General features: G+C 60.8%; 15 protein-coding genes and 1 pseudogene. 13 read left to right on the top strand and 3 right to left on the bottom strand.

All coding sequences use genetic code 11. The annotated features are described in order from the left end of the window. Positions 1–25: 25 nt before the first annotated feature. The 5 genes from prfA to kdsA are packed head-to-tail and all read left to right on the top strand — an operon-like array spanning position 26 to position 4046. Complete coding sequence (gene prfA / locus CDA56_RS08465) at positions 26–1108, top strand: peptide chain release factor 1 (protein ID WP_004851884.1); 1083 nt, start codon at positions 26–28, stop codon at positions 1106–1108. Beyond that, a complete protein-coding gene (gene prmC, locus CDA56_RS08460; RefSeq protein WP_032694081.1) occupies positions 1108–1947 on the top strand; it encodes a peptide chain release factor N(5)-glutamine methyltransferase in 840 nt (279 codons plus the stop codon). Before prfA ends, prmC begins: the two co-directional genes overlap by 1 nt. Next, positions 1944–2336 (top strand): invasion regulator SirB2, encoded by a 393-nt coding sequence (gene sirB2, locus CDA56_RS08455; RefSeq protein ID WP_004851880.1) that lies wholly within the window; start codon positions 1944–1946, stop codon positions 2334–2336. The genes prmC and sirB2 overlap by 4 nt, the downstream gene beginning before the upstream one ends. Positions 2337–2339: 3 nt before the next feature. Continuing rightward, positions 2340–3152 (top strand): invasion regulator SirB1, encoded by an 813-nt coding sequence (sirB1, locus tag CDA56_RS08450; RefSeq protein ID WP_004851879.1) that lies wholly within the window; start codon positions 2340–2342, stop codon positions 3150–3152. Between the two features lie 39 nt (positions 3153–3191). Further along, complete coding sequence (kdsA, locus tag CDA56_RS08445; RefSeq protein WP_004851877.1) at positions 3192–4046, top strand: 3-deoxy-8-phosphooctulonate synthase; 855 nt, start codon at positions 3192–3194, stop codon at positions 4044–4046. Between the two features lie 87 nt (positions 4047–4133). On the opposite strand, the gene chaA is transcribed toward kdsA, so the two are convergent. Then, the gene (gene chaA, locus CDA56_RS08440) at positions 4134–5234 is read right to left on the bottom strand and encodes a sodium-potassium/proton antiporter ChaA (protein WP_024357863.1); all 1101 of its coding nucleotides are present in this window, start codon (positions 5232–5234) and stop codon (positions 4134–4136) included. 265 nt (positions 5235–5499) lie between these two features. Here chaA and chaB point away from each other — a divergent pair, with 265 nt between their 5' ends. Next, positions 5500–5730: a putative cation transport regulator ChaB gene (gene chaB / locus CDA56_RS08435; RefSeq protein ID WP_009651994.1), complete on the top strand. Its 231-nt coding sequence runs from the start codon at positions 5500–5502 to the stop codon at positions 5728–5730. A 150-nt stretch (positions 5731–5880) separates the two neighbouring features. Continuing rightward, on the top strand, positions 5881–6561 hold the full coding sequence (locus CDA56_RS08430) for a gamma-glutamylcyclotransferase (RefSeq protein ID WP_004851874.1): 681 nt from the start codon (positions 5881–5883) through the stop codon (positions 6559–6561). Positions 6562–6596: 35 nt separating this feature from the next. Here the strand turns inward: CDA56_RS08430 and CDA56_RS08425 are convergent, their stop codons facing one another. Next, positions 6597–6839, bottom strand: coding sequence for a DUF1883 domain-containing protein (locus CDA56_RS08425; protein WP_002910387.1), 243 nt, complete (start codon positions 6837–6839; stop codon positions 6597–6599). 238 nt (positions 6840–7077) lie between these two features. Beyond that, complete coding sequence (locus tag CDA56_RS08420; protein WP_014229754.1) at positions 7078–7431, bottom strand: DsrE/DsrF/TusD sulfur relay family protein; 354 nt, start codon at positions 7429–7431, stop codon at positions 7078–7080. Positions 7432–7499: 68 nt separating this feature from the next. Between CDA56_RS08420 and nasR the strand changes: the two genes are divergently transcribed. The 6 genes and pseudogenes from nasR (at position 7500) to CDA56_RS08390 (ending at position 18557) form a co-directional block, all read left to right on the top strand. After that, entirely contained in the window at positions 7500–8690 is a 1191-nt protein-coding gene (gene nasR, locus CDA56_RS08415) for a nitrate regulatory protein NasR (protein WP_057173986.1), read from the top strand. A gap of 246 nt (positions 8691–8936) precedes the next feature. Beyond that, positions 8937–10193: a CmpA/NrtA family ABC transporter substrate-binding protein gene (locus tag CDA56_RS08410; RefSeq protein ID WP_064375344.1), complete on the top strand. Its 1257-nt coding sequence runs from the start codon at positions 8937–8939 to the stop codon at positions 10191–10193. Position 10194: 1 nt separating this feature from the next. Continuing rightward, a complete protein-coding gene (gene ntrB, locus CDA56_RS08405; protein WP_014229752.1) occupies positions 10195–11079 on the top strand; it encodes a nitrate ABC transporter permease in 885 nt (294 codons plus the stop codon). Positions 11080–11089: 10 nt separating this feature from the next. Next, positions 11090–11878, top strand: coding sequence for an ABC transporter ATP-binding protein (locus CDA56_RS08400; protein WP_014838761.1), 789 nt, complete (start codon positions 11090–11092; stop codon positions 11876–11878). Between the two features lie 9 nt (positions 11879–11887). Further along, positions 11888–15958, top strand: coding sequence for a nitrite reductase large subunit NirB (nirB, locus tag CDA56_RS08395; RefSeq protein ID WP_072351765.1), 4071 nt, complete (start codon positions 11888–11890; stop codon positions 15956–15958). Continuing rightward, positions 15958–18557 (top strand): annotated as a pseudogene (locus CDA56_RS08390) (nitrate reductase). Before nirB ends, CDA56_RS08390 begins: the two are co-directional and overlap by 1 nt. The last annotated feature ends 87 nt before the right edge of the window (positions 18558–18644 follow it).

The raw sequence follows: 18644 nt of genomic DNA, 5'->3' as shown, positions 1-18644 counted from the left end.
TTTAGGACAGGGTGAATTCACGCCTATGAAGCCTTCTATTGTTGCCAAACTGGAAGCCCTTTACGAACGCCATGAGGAAGTTCAGGCGCTACTCGGCGATGCCGCAACCATCGCCGATCAGGATAAATTTCGCGCATTGTCGCGCGAATACGCACAGCTGAGCGACGTCGCCCGCTGCTACACCGACTGGCGTCAGCTGCAGGATGATATCGAAGCCGCGCAGATGATGCTCGACGACCCGGAAATGCGCGAAATGGCGCAGGAAGAGCTGCGCGAAGCGAAAGAAAAGGGTGAGCAGATGGAGCAGCAGCTGCAGGTTCTGCTGCTGCCAAAAGACCCGGACGACGAGCGTAACGCGTTTGTTGAAGTTCGCGCCGGTACCGGCGGCGATGAAGCGGCGCTGTTCGCGGGCGATCTGTTCCGTATGTACAGCCGTTACGCGGAATCACGCCGCTGGCGCGTGGAAATCATGAGCGCCAACGAAGGCGAGCACGGCGGCTTTAAAGAAGTGATTGCCAAAATCAGCGGCGACGGCGTCTATGGGCGACTGAAGTTCGAATCCGGCGGCCATCGCGTACAGCGCGTGCCGGCTACCGAATCCCAGGGGCGTATCCATACCTCCGCCTGCACCGTGGCGGTCATGCCGGAGCTGCCGGAAGCCGAAATGCCGGATATCAACCCGAGCGATCTGCGCATCGATACCTTCCGCTCCTCCGGCGCGGGCGGTCAGCACGTTAACACCACCGACTCGGCGATCCGTATTACCCACCTGCCGACCGGCATCGTCGTCGAGTGTCAGGACGAACGTTCTCAGCACAAAAACAAAGCCAAAGCGCTGTCGGTGCTTGGCGCGCGTATTCGCGCCGCGGAAGTTTCAAGGCGCCAGCAGGCGGAAGCCTCAGAGCGCCGTAACCTGCTGGGCAGCGGCGATCGCAGCGATCGTAACCGCACCTATAACTTTCCGCAGGGCCGCGTGACCGATCACCGCATCAACCTGACGCTTTACCGTCTGGACGAAGCGATGGAAGGCAAGCTGGATATGCTGATTGAGCCGATCGTTCAGGAATATCAGGCCGATCAGCTGGCCGCTCTTTCCGAGCAGGAATGATGACTTTTCAGCAGTGGCTGACGCAGGCCATCGTCCGCCTGAGCCAAAGTGAAAGCCCGCGCCGGGATGCCGAAATCCTGCTGGGTCACGTGACCGGCAGGGCGCGGACCTATATTCTCGCCTTTGGCGAAACGGCGCTGACGGCGGCGCAGGCCGCCGAGCTGGAAACGCTGCTCAGCCGTCGCGCCCGGGGCGAGCCGGTGGCTCATCTGGTGGGCCAGCGCGAATTCTGGTCGCTGCCGCTGTTCGTTTCTCCCGCCACGCTGATCCCGCGTCCGGATACCGAATGCCTGGTTGAACAGACGCTGGCGCGGTTATCCGACAAGCCGTGCCGCATTCTCGATCTCGGCACCGGCACCGGGGCCATCGCTCTGGCGCTGGCCAGCGAACGCCCCGATTGCCACGTCACCGCCGTTGACGTAATGCCCGACGCGGTGGCGCTGGCGGCGCGTAACGCTGAACATCTCGCTATCCCTAACGTCAGGATACTGCAAAGCCACTGGTTTAGCGCGCTCGCCGGGCAGCAGTTCGACATCATCGTCAGCAATCCGCCCTATATCGATGAAACCGACCCGCATCTTGCGCAGGGCGATGTGCGCTTTGAGCCGAAAACGGCGCTGGTCGCCGCCGATGGCGGTCTGGCCGATCTGGCGCATATCATCCGCGAAGGCCGCCGCTATCTGGCTGCCGGCGGCGTGATGCTGCTGGAACACGGCTGGACGCAGGGGGAAGCCGTGCGCGCAATCTTTCGCGCGGCGGGTTATGGCAATATTGCCACCTGTCGGGACTACGGAGACAACGAGCGTCTGACGCTCGGGCAATATCAGGGAGGCGTATGAATCTGTTTAACGCGGTACTGTATCTGCATATCGCCTGCGTGGTGGTTTCGGTGAGCCTGTTCGTGCTGCGCTACTGGTGGAGCTGGAGCGGTAACCGTCTGCTCGACCAGCGCTGGGTTCGTATCGCGCCGCACTGTAGCGATACGCTGCTGTTTCTCAGCGGCGCCGGACTAATGGCAATAACGCACTATCTGCCGTTTACCGAAGAGGGTACATGGCTGACTGAGAAGCTGTTTGGCGTTATCATTTATATCGCATTGGGATTTATCGCGCTGGGCCGTCGTCGCCAGCGCAGTCAGCAGAGCCGGTTTGTCGCCTTTCTGCTGGCCCTGGTGGTGTTGTTTATCATTATTCAACTCGCCATCACAAGAACACCGTTACTGGGGTAAGGCATGAGGTCGTTAGCTGATTTCGAATTTAATAAAGCGCCGTTATGCGACGGCATGGTCCTCATTTCTGAATTAATCCGCGACGATTTTCCGACGCACTATGTTCAGGATGAGCTGGAGCGGCTGCTGGGCCTGGCGCGTGAGGAGATTGCCGCTTCGTGGGACCAGGAGCGCCAGATAGAACGTCTGCTGGAGCTTTTCTATCATGACTGGGGCTTTAGCGATTCGCGCGGCGTTTACCGCCTGTCCGACGTGCTCTGGCTTGATAAAGTCCTGAACAATCGTCAGGGTAGCGCGGTATCGCTAGGCGCAATCCTGCTGTGGATTGCCCAGCGCCTGGCGCTGCCGGTGGTGCCGGTGATTTTTCCGACCCAGATGCTGCTGCGCGCCGACCCTGAAGAGAGCGAAGAGATGTGGCTCATTAATCCATTTAACGGCGAAACGCTCAACGAGCATACGCTGGAAGTGTGGCTGAAGGGCAATATTAGTCCGGTCGCCGAGCTGTTTAACGAAGACCTCGATGAAGCCGACAACGCGGAAGTGATCCGCAAGCTGCTCGACACGCTCAAATCGGCGCTGATGGAAGAGCGGCAGATGGAACTGGCGTTACGGACCAGCGAAGCGCTGCTGCAGTTCAATCCGGAAGACCCGTACGAAATTCGCGACCGGGGACTGATATACGCCCAGCTGGATTGCGATCACGTGGCGCTGCAGGACCTCAGTTACTTCGTTGAACAGTGCCCGGAGGATCCCATCAGCGAGATGATCCGCGCGCAGATCAACACCATTTCGCACAAACAAATTACATTGCATTAGTCTGAAACCATTCCGGTTACACCCTGATAAGGCGAACTTATGAAACAAAAAGTGGTTAGCATTGGTGATATCAACGTAGCAAACGACCTGCCATTCGTGCTGTTTGGCGGCATGAACGTGCTGGAATCCCGCGATCTGGCGATGCGTATCTGCGAACACTACGTGACCGTCACGCAGAAGCTGGGTATTCCTTATGTGTTTAAAGCCTCTTTTGATAAAGCTAACCGTTCTTCCATCCACTCCTATCGCGGGCCGGGGCTGGAAGAAGGGATGAAGATTTTCCAGGAGCTGAAACAAACGTTCGGCGTGAAAATCATCACCGACGTTCACGAAGCCAGCCAGGCTCAGCCGGTCGCTGACGTGGTGGACGTTATTCAGCTGCCAGCGTTCCTTGCCCGTCAGACCGATCTGGTTGAAGCGATGGCGAAAACCGGCGCGGTGATCAACGTGAAAAAACCGCAGTTCGTGAGCCCGGGCCAAATGGGCAATATCGTCGATAAGTTTATCGAAGGCGGCAACGACAAAGTGATCCTTTGCGATCGCGGCGCGAACTTCGGCTACGATAACCTGGTGGTCGACATGCTGGGCTTTGGCGTGATGAAGAAAGCCTCCAATAACTCACCGGTTATCTTCGACGTTACTCACGCTCTGCAGTGCCGCGACCCGTTTGGCGCCGCTTCCGGCGGACGCCGCGCGCAGGTTGCCGAACTGGCGCGTGCCGGGATGGCGGTGGGTATCGCCGGCCTGTTTATTGAAGCGCATCCGGATCCGGAGCACGCGAAATGCGACGGTCCGTCCGCGCTGCCGCTGGATAAACTGGAGCCGTTCCTCAAGCAGATGAAAGCCATCGACGATCTGGTTAAAGGCTTCGATGAGCTCGATACCAGCAAGTAACCGTCGCTGAAATGACAAAAGCCTGCCCGTTGCAAAACCGGCAGGCTTTTTTTATCTCCCCGACAGGCGGACGCCGCCGGGGAAGGTTCAGGCAAAAATGGTCATCAGGTAGGCGGCGAACAGCGCCAGGTGCGCCGCGCCGTTCAGCACGTTGGTACGCCCGGTAGAGAACGATATCTGGCACAGCAGCAGCGAGGCGACCATCACCACCATTTCCGGCGCGCCAAGGCCAAAGCGCAGTTCGTTGCCGGTGAGGAAGGCGATAAGCGTCACCACCGGTACCGTCAGGGAAATGGTGGCCAGCACGGAGCCGAAGAACAGGTTCATCGCCCGCTGGACCTGATTGTTCAGGACCGCTTTCAGCGCGCCAAGGCCTTCCGGAGAGAGGATCAGCAGCGCGACCAGGAAGCCGGTAAAGGCGACGGGGGCATTCATGCTGGTCAGCAGCGTCTCCAGCGGATTGGCGTTCATTTTAGTCACGGCGATAACCGCAACCAGGTGTACCAGCAGCCAGGCGGTGTGCCACTTGCTGCTATGGGCCGACGGTTTGCCGTGATGCGGGTCATCGTCGTCGCCGTCATCCTCGTGTTCGTAAACAAACAGGCTCTGGTGCGTTTTCGTTTGAATCAGCAGGAACACGCCGTACATGGCGGCGGAGATCAGCGCAACCAGCAGCGCCTGGCCGGTGGTGAAATTAGCTCCGGGCAGCGCCATGGGAAAGACCAGGACGATGATCGCCAGCGGAAAGAGGGCAATGAGGTACTGTTTAAGGCCGAACAGATTCATATACTGGGTGGCGAATTTGCGCCCGCCCAACAATAAAGAAAAACCTACCAGCCCGCCGGTAACAATCATGATGATTGAATAAAGCGTATCTCGCATCAGGGTCGGCGCGGCGTCGCCGGTGGCCATTAATGCGGAAATCAGGCTGACTTCGAGAATAACCACTGAAAGGCTTAAAATTAACGAACCATAGGGTTCGCCAAGGCGGTGCGCCAGAACGTCGGCGTGGCGAACAACGCTGAACGCGCTGCTCAGAATCCCGACCAGCGCCAGGATATTAATGGCAACGACCACTGGCAGTGACTGGCTGCTTCCCCAGAAAAACAGCACCGCCAGCGCCAGAACCGGAAAGGCGAGGGAGGTCTCCTTGTGGCGGGTTTTCACCGCCTCATGTGCATCGGTCATGAATTATCTCCAGGTGTGCAGGTGTTATAATTATAGATACTGTAAGTTAATAAAATAACAGACATTGATCGAACTACTTTGTTTTTTTACTTAAATTTACCACTCTGACCATGGAAAAGTGGTAGATTGCCATAAACTGCGGTTAATATCGTTTTGTATTTATTATTCAGATAATTACTAAAACATCTTTCTCATTTATCCATCGCCTTGCCAGCCGGTAAATCGCCTGACAGACTGACTATTCACCTTAAATCTGGAGGTCGCCATGCCCTATAGCAACAAAAGTGAATTACCCGACAGCGTTCAGCACGTTCTGCCTGCGCATGCCCAGGAGATTTACAAAGAGGCCTTTAACAGCGCCTGGGACCAGTATAAGCATAAAGAAGACCGACGCGATGACGCCAGCCGTGAAGAGACGGCGCACAAAGTCGCCTGGGCGGCGGTGAAAAATGAGTACCAAAAAGGCGATGATGATAAGTGGCATAAGAAGAAGTAATCGCTTTTGCTACCTCATGTGCTGCCTGAGCCCTTGCCCGCGGCTCGTTCATTGCTTATTGTCAAATAAAGCTGGATAATAATTCGGCAATACTTCACGGATGGCACCAGATAATCGCCGGGAAGCGGGCAGTGGCGGAGGTAGTAGAAAGTGTTAACGCGTGATTTCTTACTGAATGCGGATTGTAAAACGGCGTTTGGCGCTATTGAGGAATCGCTTCTTTGGTCGGCAGAGCAGCGGGCAGCCTCTTTGGCGGCGACCCTGGCCTGTCGTCCGGACGATGGCTCGGTGTGGATCTTTGGCTACGGTTCGCTGATGTGGAATCCGGCGCTGGAGTATCGCGAATCCTGTACCGGTACGCTACCGGGCTGGCACCGCGCGTTTTGCCTGCGGCTCACCGCCGGGCGCGGTAGCGCCACTCAGCCGGGTCGAATGCTGGCGTTGAAAGAGGGCGGGCGCACCACCGGGGTTGCCTACCGCCTGCCTGATGACACTCTCGAAGAAGAGCTGACCCTGCTGTGGAAGCGGGAGATGATCACCGGCTGCTACCTGCCGACCTGGTGCAAGCTGGATCTGGACGATGGCCGCACCGTCAATGCATTAGTTTTTATTATGGACCCGCGTCATCCGCTGTTTGAGGCGGACACCAGCGCGCAGGTGATTGCGCCGCTGATAGCGCGCGCCAGCGGCCCGCTTGGCACCAACGCTCAGTATCTGTTCTCGCTCGATCAGGAGCTGCGCAAACTCGGGATGTACGATGCCTGCCTCGACGATTTAGTCGGCAAGGTGCGTCATCTGCTGGGGGAAAGCAGCCAGCCCGGGCTGGCTTAAGAGTATATCGCCCGGGTTTCCCCGGGCGTTTGCTATCAGGCGGGAACGTAGCTGATGGAGTGCTCCAGCGACTGGCTGTGGCTGTCGATGAGAACGTTCCAGGTGCCGCTGTAAGGCACGGTCAGATACGCGCTATCTCTGTCCTGCACACTCAGAATATCCGCATGACTATCGCCAGGCACTTTGGCGCTCATCAGGTGAATGTGGCAGCGTTCGGAACAACGCACCACCAACGTATCACCGCCAAACAACGTTAAACTTGCTTTTACCATTGCCATTTAATCTCGACCCCGTTTCTGTCTACAGCATCCTGCCAGCCCATTAACCCGCGTGATATTGTTCACACTTTGCTCTGTGCATAACACCAAAGGGGAGGGGGGCAGATGCTGATTTTGATCAAAAAAAGGAATAAAGATTAAACAAAAATGACGTTGTGCCTGAAAGCATTCAGCTGACATTGTTTTCGGTTAACAAACGCCGCCAGCTTAATATTTAATCCCGTTGAATGGCGGATTTTTAGAAGGTCAGGACTTTATCTGCCGCCAGCGTCCACTGCGCCAGCTCGACGAGGGTGCCAATCTCCACGCCATCAATCAGCGGCAGCGCGCCGATTCCGCGACCGTCAGCGCAGGTTTTACACAGCTTCACCGGCACGTTTTGCGCGGTGAGGATCTCCAGCATCTGCTGAATGTTGTAGCCTTCCGCTGGCTTCTGTCCGCGCAGGCCGGCGGTCACCGCATCAGACATTAAAAATAATTTCAGTTCGAGGTCAGACTGCTGCTCGCGCAGGGCGATAGCCAGACGCAGGCTATTGAACAGGGATTCGCTGCCGTAGGCAGCACCGTTAGCGATAATCACAATACGTTGCATAAGGACTCCTTCTATAAGGCACGGTTATTGCTTGGCTGAAGTATAAAGCGTTAACCCGGGGGAAGGGTATGAATAATGTGGCGGGTAATACGCCTGAGGTGGTCGACTGGTTTGCGCGCGCGCGTCGCTTACAGAAGCGGCAGCTGCACCAGCTGGCGCAGCAGGGGGCGCTGGCAGGCCAGATAAGCGCGCTGGTGCATATGCTGCAGTGCGAGCGCGGCGCGTCAAATATCTGGCTATGCTCGGGCGGCAGACTATACGCGGCGGAGTGCCGGGCGGGCGCGGCGCTGGTTGATGAGCAGCTCACGCGGTTTTATGCGGCGCTGGAACCTGCCCGCGATGCCGCCAGCAGCGCGCTCTGCTGGCGCATTGCCTGCGCGGTGTGGTATCTGACGCAGCTTGTCGCGTTGCGTAAACGCGTGCGCGGCCTGGAGATAGCCGCCGAAGAGGCCACCGGGCAGTTTAGCCGCATTATCCGCCACCTGTTGAATATCGTTCCGCAGCTCAACGACAGTATCGACGATCCGCAAATCGCCGGGCGGATGGTCGCGCTTTACAGCTTTATGCAGGGGAAAGAGCTGGTCGGACAGGAGCGCGCGCTGGGCGCGCTGGGCTTTGCCCGCGGACTGTTCAGCGATGAGCTGCGCCAGCAGCTGGTGGACCGCATTGACGGCCAGCAGCCCTGTTTTGACACTTTTCAGGCTTTAGCCAGTTCGCCGCAAACCGTTCTGTTTGTTGAGCAGTGCCAGGCCGGCCTGGAAATTGAACAGCTGCGGCGGGTCGCCTGCACCCGCCAACCGCCGCCGGACGAGGGAGAAACGGCGCTGCGCTGGTTTTGCGTTCAGACCCAGCGTCTTGAGCAGCTGCGCGGCGTGGAAGAGCGGCTGATCGCAGACCTGCTTAACGCGGCCGATGCGCTGCTGGAGGGAGACGATCGGGAGGTCCAGGTGCCGCCCGCCGACTGGCAGGAGGACGGTATAGCCCTGCGGCTGGATAAGCAGCTGTTGCCGCTGGTGCGCCAGCAGGCCCATGAGCTACAGCAGCTCTCCGCCCAGCTCGCGTCGTTAAAAGATGCGCTTGAAGAGCGCAAGCTGATTGAAAAAGCCAAAAGCGTGCTGATGACCCACCAGGGAATGCAGGAGGAGCAGGCCTGGCAGGCGCTGCGTAAAATGGCGATGGACAAAAATCAGCGCATGGTTGAGATAGCCCGCGCGCTGCTGACGGTGAAGTCGCTATGGCAAGTACCACCTAAGGAGTAGATGCACAATCAGTGGGCATATGTTGCCAGCCGACGGTGCAATTTTTGCCTCAAACGCCCCCGACGAGTGAGCCAACGCGCGTGAACCGGGCCTCCGCAAATCTGGCATTGGCTTTGCATTAAATAAAACGAGTGAATAAAGGTTTTGGGCAGCGGGCCAACGGCGGCACGTATGTCTAAGGATAAAGGCGTCCAGCGGTGCGTAAGCACCGCCGGGCGCTTTTTTTTGCGCGTTTCTGGAGCGGGTATGGGCGATACGTTTTCAATTTCACGGCGGCGTTTATTACAGGCGGGGGCGACGCTGGGCGGCGCGATGCTGCTGCCCGGCATGATGCAGGCGGCATGGGCGGCGGGGTCGGATAAGCCGGAACAGACTACCGTGCGGGTCGGTTTTATTCCGCTGACCGACTGCGCCCCCTTAGCTATCGCTTCCCTGAAGGGATTCGATAAAAAGTACGGTATCACCCTCGTCCCGAGCAAGGAGGCCAGCTGGGCGGCGGTGCGCGACAAGCTGGTTGCCGGGGAGCTGGACGCCGCGCACATTCTGTACGGCATGCTCTACGGCCTTGAGCTGGGGATCGCCAGTAAACCTCAGGCGATGGCCAATCTGATGACCCTTAACCGCAACGGTCAGGCGATAACGCTCTCCAGCGAGCTGCAGGAGAAGGGCGTCACCGACCTGGGCGGGCTGAAAAAACTGATCGGCCAGCAGGCGCCGGGCAGCTACACCTTCGCCCACACCTTCCCAACCGGCACCCACGCGATGTGGCTCTACTACTGGCTGGCGAGCGGTGGAATTAATCCCTTTGACGATATTCGCACCGTCGTTGTGCCGCCGCCGCAGATGGTAATGAACATGCGCATCGGCAATATGAGCGGCTTTTGCGTTGGCGAACCGTGGAACGCGCGCGCGATAAACGATCGTATCGGCTTCACCGCCGCCACTTCGCAGGATATCTGGCCGGAGCATCCAGAAAAAATTCTCGGCACCCGCAGCGAATGGGTTGAGCGTCATCCCAACACCGCGCGCGCGCTGGTGGCGGCGCTGATAGAGGCCCAGCGCTGGATTGACGCATCCGCCGAGAACACTCGCGAAACGGCGCGCCTTCTCGCCAGACGCGCGTGGCTGAACACCAAAGAGCAGTACCTCAGCGGGCGCATGCTCGGCGAATACGACAACGGTATCGGCCACCGCTGGCAGGACGCGCACCCGATGCGCTTCTACGAACGGGGAGAAGTGAGTTTTCCGTGGCTCTCGGACGGCATGTGGTTTTTGACCCAGTTCCGCCGTTGGGGATTGCTGAAGTCGGCGCCGGATTATCTGGCGGTGGCCCAGCGCATTAACCGGATTGACGTCTGGAAAGAGGCCGCGCAGGCGGTCGGCGGCATCAGCGCGCCGACGCAGGCGATGCGCAGCAGCACGCTGATCGATGGCAAGGTCTGGAATGGGGCCGATCCGGAAGGCTACGCCCGCAGTTTCGCGATTCAACGTAAGGGGGCATGAGATGAAACACGCATATAAACCGCAACCGCAGGCCGGCGCCGACAGCGCGCCCGGCGAAGTCATTACCCTGCCGCCGCTGCAGGTGCGCAAAACCACGCCTCCGCTCAGCCGCTGGCTGCGGGATGTCACCCAACGTCTTCTGCCGCCGCTGCTCGGGCTGGGATTGCTGCTGCTGGGCTGGCAGCTGGCGGCGATGAACAGCAAAGGCTTTCCGACGCCGCTCAGCACGCTGGATTCCGCGCTAACCCTTTTCGCCGACCCGTTTTATCAGGACGGGCCGAACGATATGGGCATCGGCTGGAACGTGCTGGCGTCGCTGCAGCGGGTGGCGGTGGGATTTGGCCTTGCCGCGCTGGCGGGAATTCCGCTCGGCTTCCTGATTGGCCGCTCGCTGTTTTTCGCCCGCATGTTTAACCCGCTGATCGCGCTGCTGCGCCCGGTCAGCCCGCTGGCCTGGCTGCCCATCGGCCTGCTGCTGTTCCAGAAAGCGGAACCCGCCTCCAGCTGGACCATTTTTATCTGCTCGATCTGGCCGATGGTCATTAACACCGCCGAGGGCGTGCGGCGCATTCCGGAAGATTACCTCAACGTCGCCCGGGTGCTGCAGCTGTCGGAGTGGACGGTGATGCGCAAGATCCTCTTTCCGGCGGTATTGCCCGCGGTGCTGACCGGGGTTCGTCTCTCCATCGGTATCGCCTGGCTGGTGATTGTCGCCGCCGAAATGCTCACCGGCGGCTTAGGGATCGGCTTCTGGATCTGGAACGAGTGGAACAACCTCAACGTCGAAAACATCATCATCGCCATCGTCATTATCGGCGTGGTCGGGCTGCTGCTGGAACAGGGGTTGATGCTGCTCGCCCGTCGTTTTAGCTGGCAGGAAAAATAGGGAGTCGTAGATGAAACCATTAATTCAGGTCCAGGGCGTCAGCCAGCGTTTTAACACCGCCAGCGGCGAATTCCTGGCATTGCAGAACGTCTCCTTCGACATCTACGAAGGGGAAACCATCAGCCTGATCGGCCACTCCGGCTGCGGTAAATCAACCCTGCTGAATCTGATAGCCGGGATAGCCCTGCCGACGGAAGGCGGCCTGCTGTGCGACAACCGTGAAATCGCCGGGCCTGGGCCGGAACGCGCGGTGGTGTTTCAGAACCACTCTCTGCTGCCGTGGCTAACCTGCTTTGACAACGTGGCGCTGGCGGTGGATCAGGTCTTTCGCCGCAGCATGAGCAAAGGCGAGCGTAAAGAGTGGATTGAGCACAACCTCGAGCGGGTACAGATGGGACACGCCCTGCACAAGCGCCCGGGAGAAATCTCCGGCGGCATGAAGCAGCGCGTTGGCATTGCCCGGGCGCTGGCGATGAAACCGAAAGTGCTGCTGCTTGATGAGCCCTTTGGCGCCCTTGATGCCCTGACGCGGGCGCATTTACAGGACGCGGTTATGCAGATCCAGCAGTCGCTGAATACCACCATCGTCATGATTACCCATGACGTTGATGAAGCGGTGCTGCTTTCCGACCGGGTGCTGATGATGACCAACGGTCCGGCGGCGACGGTCGGGGAGATCCTCGACGTCAATCTGCCGCGACCGCGCCATCGCGTGCAGCTGGCGGACGATAGCCGCTATCACCATCTGCGCCAGCAGATCCTGCACTTCCTCTATGAAAAACAGCCGAAAGCGGCATAGGGGGCGGCGATGAGGCGGCAACTGGTGATTATTGGCAACGGTATGGCGGCCACGCGCCTGGCGCAGGCGCTGGTGGAGCGCGATGCGCAGCGGTTTAGCATCACCCTCATCGGCGATGAGCCGTGCCAGGCCTATAACCGCATTCAGCTGTCGCCGGTGCTTGGCGCCGAGAAAGCGGCAAGCGAGACGCGGCTGCTGCCCGCGTCGTGGTATCCGCGGCATAACGTGACGGTACGCGCCGGTGAAACGGTTACGGCGGTGGATATTGCGGCCCGTACGCTGCAAACCACCGCAGGCGAACTGGGCTGGGATGAGCTGGTGTTCGCCACCGGTTCGCTGCCGTTTCTGCCGCCGCTGCCGGGCATCACCCAGCCGCACGTTTTTGCTTTCCGCACCCTGGCGGACGTTGAGGGCATCCTGGCCATCGACGGCCCGGCGGTGGTCATCGGCGGCGGCGTACTCGGCGTAGAGGCCGCCGCGGCGCTGCGGTGTCATTGTGACAGTGTCACTTTGCTCCATCGCGGAAGCGGGCTGATGGAGCAGCAAATCGATGCTTTTGCCGGCGAGCAGCTGCAAATGCTGCTTGCCGAGCGCGGGATTCGCTGCGTGATGGAGAGCCGTATCGCCGCTATTGATGAACATCAGGTGCGGCTGGAGGACGGCCGCGCGTTTGCCGCCTCGCGGGTGGTGCTGGCGACCGGCGTGCAGCCGAACAAACGGCTGGCCGAGCGCAGCGGGCTGGCCTGCGCCCGCGGAATCCTCGTTGACCGCCAGCTGGCAACCGCGCAGCCGGGCGTCAGCGCCATCGGCGAGTGCTGTGAAATCGACGGTCAGACCTGGGGGCTGGTGGCACCGTGTCTGCGCCAGGCGGAGGTGTTGGCGGACCGCCTGTGCGCGACCCCTGGCGAGGATTTCAGCTGGCAGGACAGCGGCACCCGCCTGAAGGTCACCGGCATTGAGCTCTTCAGCGCCGGCGAGCTGCGGGCCGCCGAACAGGATGACGTATATACCAGCTGGGATCCGCTGGATCGCCACTACCGTCGCCTGCTGCTGCGCGACGGCAAGCTGCGCGGCGTACTGCTGCTGGGCGATTGCAGCAGCGCCGCGCCCCTCACCGCTCTGCTGGGGGCGCATGCGCCGGCGCCGGCAGAGTGGCTCTTCGATCCCTCTTCAACGATGCAGCCGCGCGCTGCGGGACAAACTACGATGACAAAACCTGTATTAGTGCTGGTCGGACACGGTATGGTCGGCCACCATTTTCTTGAGCAATGCGTCGACCGTCACCTTCATCAACAGTACCGGATTGTGGTGTTCTGCGAGGAGCGCTATGCCGCTTACGACCGGGTTCATCTGACTGAATATTTCGCCGGACGCAGCGCGGAATCGCTGTCGCTGGTTGAGGGCGATTTTTTCGCTCAGCACGGTATTGAGCTGCGCCTCAGCGAATCGGTCGCCAGCATCGACCGCGAAGCGCGGGTGGTGCGCGATGCCTTCGGCCACGAAACCCACTGGGATAAGCTGGTGCTGGCGACGGGGTCTTACCCGTTTGTTCCGCCGGTGCCGGGTCATAATCTCGAGGGCTGCTTTGTTTATCGTACGCTAGACGACCTCGACCAGATTGCCGCCCGCGCCGCAACCGCCCGACGGGGTGTGGTTATCGGCGGCGGCCTGCTCGGGCTGGAAGCGGCCAACGCGCTGAAGCAGCTGGGGCTGGAAACTCACGTTGTCGAGTTTGCGCCGAACCTGATGGCGGTGCAGCTGGACAACGGCGGCGCGGCGATGCTGCGGGAAAAAATCAGCCAACTGGGCGTCGGGGTGCATACCAGCAAGGCGACGACGGAAATTGTGCGCAATGAGCAGGGGCTGCAGCTGAACTTCGCCGACGGCAGCTCGCTGGCGACCGATATGCTGGTGTTCTCCGCCGGTATTCGCCCCCAGGACGCGCTGGCGCGCAGCGGCGGACTGAACGTAGGCGAACGTGGCGGCATATGCATCGACAACCAGTGCCGTACCTCCGACCCGGACGTACTGGCGATCGGCGAATGCGCCCTGTGGGAAAACAAAATTTATGGTCTGGTGGCGCCCGGCTATCAGATGGCGCGCGCCGCGGCGGCCACCCTTGCGGGCGAGGCGGGCTGCTTTAGCGGCGCGGATATGAGCACTAAGCTGAAGCTGCTGGGCGTCGATGTCGCCTCGTTCGGCGACGCCCAGGGGCGCACGCCGGGCTGTCAGAGCTATCAGTGGACTGATGGGCCGCAGCAGATCTACAAAAAAATCGTGGTCAGCGCGGAGGGCAAAAAACTGCTCGGCGGGGTGCTGGTCGGGGATGCCAGCGACTATGCCACGCTGCTACAGATGATGCTTAACGGGATGGCTTTACCCAAACACCCGGAAAGCCTGATCCTGCCGGCGCGGGAGGGCAGCGCGCCAAAAGCGCTCGGGGTAGCGGCGCTGCCGGACAGCGCGCAGATTTGCTCCTGTCACAACGTCAGCAAAGGCGATATCTGCCAGGCGGTGAGCGGCGGCGCGGGCGATATGGCGGCGATAAAAAGCTGCACTAAAGCGGCGACCGGCTGCGGCGGCTGTAGCGCGCTGGTGAAACAGGTGATGGAGTACCAGCTTGCCGGGCAGGGCGTCGAAGTTAAAAAGGATATCTGCGAGCACTTTCCGTGGTCGCGGCAGGAGATCTATCACCTGGTACGCGTCAACCATATCCGCACCTTCGAACAGCTGATTGCCCGCTATGGACACGGCCACGGCTGTGAAGTCTGTAAACCTCTGGTGGCCTCGGTGCTGGCCTCCTGCTGGAATGAATATCTGCTGAAGCCGGCGCATCTGCCGCTTCAGGACACCAACGATCGCTACTTCGCCAATATTCAGAAAGACGGTACCTATTCGGTGGTGCCGCGCATGGCGGCGGGCGAGGTGACGCCGGACGGGCTGATTGCGATCGGCCAGATCGCCAAACGCTATCAGCTATACAGTAAAGTGACCGGCGGCCAGCGTATCGACCTTTTCGGCGCGCGCCTGGAGCAGCTCCCGGCAATCTGGCGCGAGCTGGCAGAGGCGGGATTTGAAACCGGCCACGCCTACGGCAAATCCCTGCGGACGGTGAAATCCTGCGTCGGTTCGACCTGGTGCCGCTACGGCGTCCAGGATTCCACCGGCCTGGCGGTCACCCTCGAACATCGCTACAAGGGGCTGCGCGCGCCGCACAAAATTAAAATGGCCGTCTCCGGCTGTACCCGCGAATGCGCGGAAGCCCAGGGGAAAGATATTGGGGTTATCGCCACGGAGAAGGGCTGGAACCTGTACGTTTGCGGCAACGGCGGCATGAAGCCGCGCCATGCCGACCTGTTCGCCAGCGATCTTGATGAGGCCACCCTTATTCGCAGTATTGATCGGCTGCTGATGTTCTACATTCGTACCGCGGATCGCCTGCAGCGCACCAGTACCTGGATGGATAACCTTGAAGGCGGGGTCGACTATCTGCGCGAGGTGATCCTCGAAGACAGCCTCGGCATCGGCGAAGAGCTGGAGCAGGAGATGGCGCGGGTGGTCGAGAGCTACCAGTGCGAATGGCAAACCACCCTTAACGATCCGCAGCGGCTGGCGCTGTTCCGCTCCTACGTGAACAGCGATGAGCCGGACGAAAGCGTACAGCGGCAAACCCTGCGCGGCCAGCCGCAGCTGGCCCCGTTCGCGGCGCATGCCGAACCGGCGCTGCCGTCCCGCCCGTGGCAGGCCATTTGCGAACTCGATGCTATTCCACAGCAGGCGGGGATTGGCGCGCGGCTCGGCGAGCGGCAGATTGCGCTGTTCCGCTTCGGCGACCAGGTGTATGCCCTCGATAACCTTGAACCGGGCAGCGAGGCCAACGTTTTGTCGCGCGGCCTGCTTGGCGATGCGGGCGGCGAACCGATCGTGATTTCGCCTCTGTATAAGCAGCGTATCCGCCTGCGCGATGGCCGCCAGTGCGACGGCGGCGAACTGGCGGTACGCGCCTGGCCGGTTAAAGTGGAGAACGGTAAAGTGTGGGTTGGCAACCAGCAGCTGCTGGCGCGCGCGGAGGCCTCCTGATGACGGAAACCAGGACCACGTGTCCCTATTGCGGAGTCGGCTGCGGCGTTATCGCCAGCCTGAATGCCGATGGCCAGGTTACCGTACGCGGGGATGAGCAGCACCCGGCAAACGTTGGACGCCTGTGCGTGAAGGGGGCGGCGCTGGGCGAAACGGTCGGCCTGGCGGGAAGATTGCTCTTCCCGGAAGTCGACGGCGAGCGCGCAACCTGGACCCAGGCGCTGGCGGCGGCGGGTTCGCGCCTGCGGGAGGTCATCGACCGTCACGGGCCGCAGGCGGTGGCGTTTTATGCCTCCGGCCAGCTGCTGACCGAAGACTACTACGCGGCGAATAAGCTGATGAAGGGGTTTATCGGCGCGGCAAATATCGATACCAATTCGCGGCTGTGCATGTCTTCAGCGGTTACCGGCTACAAACGGGCACTGGGCGCTGATGTGGTGCCGTGCAGCTATGAGGACGTGGAAAACAGCGATCTGGTGGTGCTGGTCGGGTCGAACGCCGCTTGGGCGCATCCGGTACTCTATCAGCGGCTGGCGCAGGCGAAGCGCGACAATCCGCAGATGCGGGTGGTGGTCATTGATCCGCGTCGGACCGCCACCTGCGATATCGCGGACCGGCATCTGGCGCTGGCTCCCGGCAGCGACGGCGGGCTGTTTGTCGGCCTGCTGAACTCCATTGCCGCCAGCGGCGCCATCAGCGGTGATTTCAGCGATGCGCCGCAGGCGCTGGCTATCGCCCGGAACTGGGACCTCGACAAAGTAGCGCAGTTCTGCGGCCTGCCGCGACAGCAGGTCGCCGATTTCTACAGCGAGTTTATCGCCGCTCCGCGCGCCATCACGCTCTATACCATGGGGATTAACCAGTCCGCCAGCGGCAGCGATAAATGCAACGCTATCATCAACGTTCACCTGGCGAGCGGGAAATTTGGACGCCCGGGCTGCGGGCCTTTTTCGCTGACCGGACAACCTAACGCCATGGGCGGGCGCGAGGTGGGCGGGCTGGCGACCATGCTGGCGGCGCATATGAATTTTGAAACCGATGATTTACGGCGTCTGGCGCGCTTCTGGGGGACCGAACGTCTGGCGCAAACGCCGGGGCTGACGGCGGTGGATCTGTTCGCCGCCATTGGCCGCGGCGAGGTGAAAGCGGTGTGGATTATGGGCACCAATCCGGTGGTGTCGCTGCCGGACAGCCATGCGGTAAGCGAAGCGCTGGCGGCCTGTCCGCTGGTCATCGTTTCCGACGTCGCCGCCGCTACCGATACCGGACGCTTTGCCCATATCCGCTTTCCCGCGCTGGCGTGGGGGGAGAAGAGCGGCACGGTAACCAACTCCGAACGGCGGATCTCACGCCAGCGCGCTTTCATGCCGCCGCCGGGGGAGGCCAGAGCCGACTGGTGGATCGTCGCCCGCGTGGCCCAGGCGCTGGGCTTCGGCTCCGCCTTTGCCTGGCAGCATCCGCACGAGGTGTTCAGCGAACACGCCGCGCTTTCAGGATATGAAAACGATGGCCAGCGGGCGTTTGACATCGGCGGACTGGCGGATCTCAGCCGCGAAGCGTGGGATGCGCTGGAACCGGTGCGCTGGCCGGTGAGCCGCAGCCATGCAAGCTGGGGTTTGCTCAAGGGGTGGCACCGCAGCGGCAAACTGCGCATGGTCCCGGTGACACCACAGCCCACTCGGGCGGTCACCGATGCGTTCTATCCGCTGATCCTCAACAGCGGGCGGATCCGCGATCAGTGGCACACCATGACCCGCACTGGCGCGGTGCCGCGTCTGATGCAGCATATTAGCGAACCGGTGGTGGAAGTCGCGCCAGCGGACGCGACGCGCTATCAGCTGCTGGAAGGTGAACTGGCGCGGGTCCGCTCACCGAATGGGGTGATGGTAGCAAAAGTGACAATCAGCGCTGGCCAGCGTCCCGGGTCGCTGTTTGTGCCGATGCACTGGAATGATCAGTATGCTCGCCAGGGACGGGTGAATAACCTGCTGAGGGCGGTCACCGACCCGCACTCCGGGCAGCCGGAAAGTAAACAGGCGGCGGTAGCGATAGCCGCCTGGCTGCCGGCGTGGAAAGGCGAGCTTTTTGCTCGCCAGCCGGTTCCGCTCCCCGCCTCGCTGCACTGGCGGCGGCGGGCGGCGCAGGGCGTTATCCATCTTTCGCTGGCGGGGGATACCCGCTCCCGCGACTGGCTTGTGGGCTGGTGTCAGCGGCAGGGATGGCAGATGCAGGTAGCCGAAGGCGGCAACGTCTGGAACCTGCTGGCGTGGCAGGGGGGAGAGCTGATGCTCGGCTGGTGGAGCGACGCCAGCGAGCCGGCTATTGATGCCGAGTGGATTCACGCCGCGTTTCGCACCCCGCCGCAGAACGCCGCCCGGCGCCATGCACTATTGAGCGGCAGAAAAGGCGGCGATGAGATGCCGCGCGGGCGCATTATCTGCAGCTGCTTTAGCGTGGGCGAACGGGCGATAGGCGAAGCGATTGCCAGCGGCTGCCGTACGCCTGCCGCGCTGGGGCGAAACTCAAATGCGGCACCAACTGCGGTTCCTGTCTCCCGGAGCTTAAGGCGCTGCTGGCGGCGAAGCGGGTTGAGGCCTGAGATTCAGCATATTCCTGGAATCGCGCCAGAGGCTGCGAGGGCGGGCAAAAAACGATAAACTTAGGTTTTGCCGCCACCACTTCGTGA

The sequence above is a fragment of the Klebsiella michiganensis genome (genome assembly GCF_002925905.1).
Lineage (GTDB): Bacteria > Pseudomonadota > Gammaproteobacteria > Enterobacterales > Enterobacteriaceae > Klebsiella > Klebsiella michiganensis.
This window is presented reverse-complemented; position numbering and strand designations above follow the sequence as displayed.

Excerpts from the sequence above, each read along its gene's own strand:
- prfA (WP_004851884.1), top strand. The coding sequence starts at position 26 with ATGAAGCCTTCTATTGTTGCCAAACTGGAAGCCCTTTACGAACGCCAT.
- prmC (WP_032694081.1), top strand. The coding sequence starts at position 1,108 with ATGACTTTTCAGCAGTGGCTGACGCAGGCCATCGTCCGCCTGAGCCAA.
- sirB2 (WP_004851880.1), top strand. The coding sequence starts at position 1,944 with ATGAATCTGTTTAACGCGGTACTGTATCTGCATATCGCCTGCGTGGTG.
- sirB1 (WP_004851879.1), top strand. The coding sequence starts at position 2,340 with ATGAGGTCGTTAGCTGATTTCGAATTTAATAAAGCGCCGTTATGCGAC.
- kdsA (WP_004851877.1), top strand. The coding sequence starts at position 3,192 with ATGAAACAAAAAGTGGTTAGCATTGGTGATATCAACGTAGCAAACGAC.
- chaA (WP_024357863.1), bottom strand. The coding sequence starts at position 5,234 with ATGACCGATGCACATGAGGCGGTGAAAACCCGCCACAAGGAGACCTCC.
- chaB (WP_009651994.1), top strand. The coding sequence starts at position 5,500 with ATGCCCTATAGCAACAAAAGTGAATTACCCGACAGCGTTCAGCACGTT.
- CDA56_RS08425 (WP_002910387.1), bottom strand. The coding sequence starts at position 6,839 with ATGGCAATGGTAAAAGCAAGTTTAACGTTGTTTGGCGGTGATACGTTG.
- CDA56_RS08420 (WP_014229754.1), bottom strand. The coding sequence starts at position 7,431 with ATGCAACGTATTGTGATTATCGCTAACGGTGCTGCCTACGGCAGCGAA.
- nasR (WP_057173986.1), top strand. The coding sequence starts at position 7,500 with ATGAATAATGTGGCGGGTAATACGCCTGAGGTGGTCGACTGGTTTGCG.
- CDA56_RS08410 (WP_064375344.1), top strand. The coding sequence starts at position 8,937 with ATGGGCGATACGTTTTCAATTTCACGGCGGCGTTTATTACAGGCGGGG.
- ntrB (WP_014229752.1), top strand. The coding sequence starts at position 10,195 with ATGAAACACGCATATAAACCGCAACCGCAGGCCGGCGCCGACAGCGCG.
- CDA56_RS08400 (WP_014838761.1), top strand. The coding sequence starts at position 11,090 with ATGAAACCATTAATTCAGGTCCAGGGCGTCAGCCAGCGTTTTAACACC.
- nirB (WP_072351765.1), top strand. The coding sequence starts at position 11,888 with ATGAGGCGGCAACTGGTGATTATTGGCAACGGTATGGCGGCCACGCGC.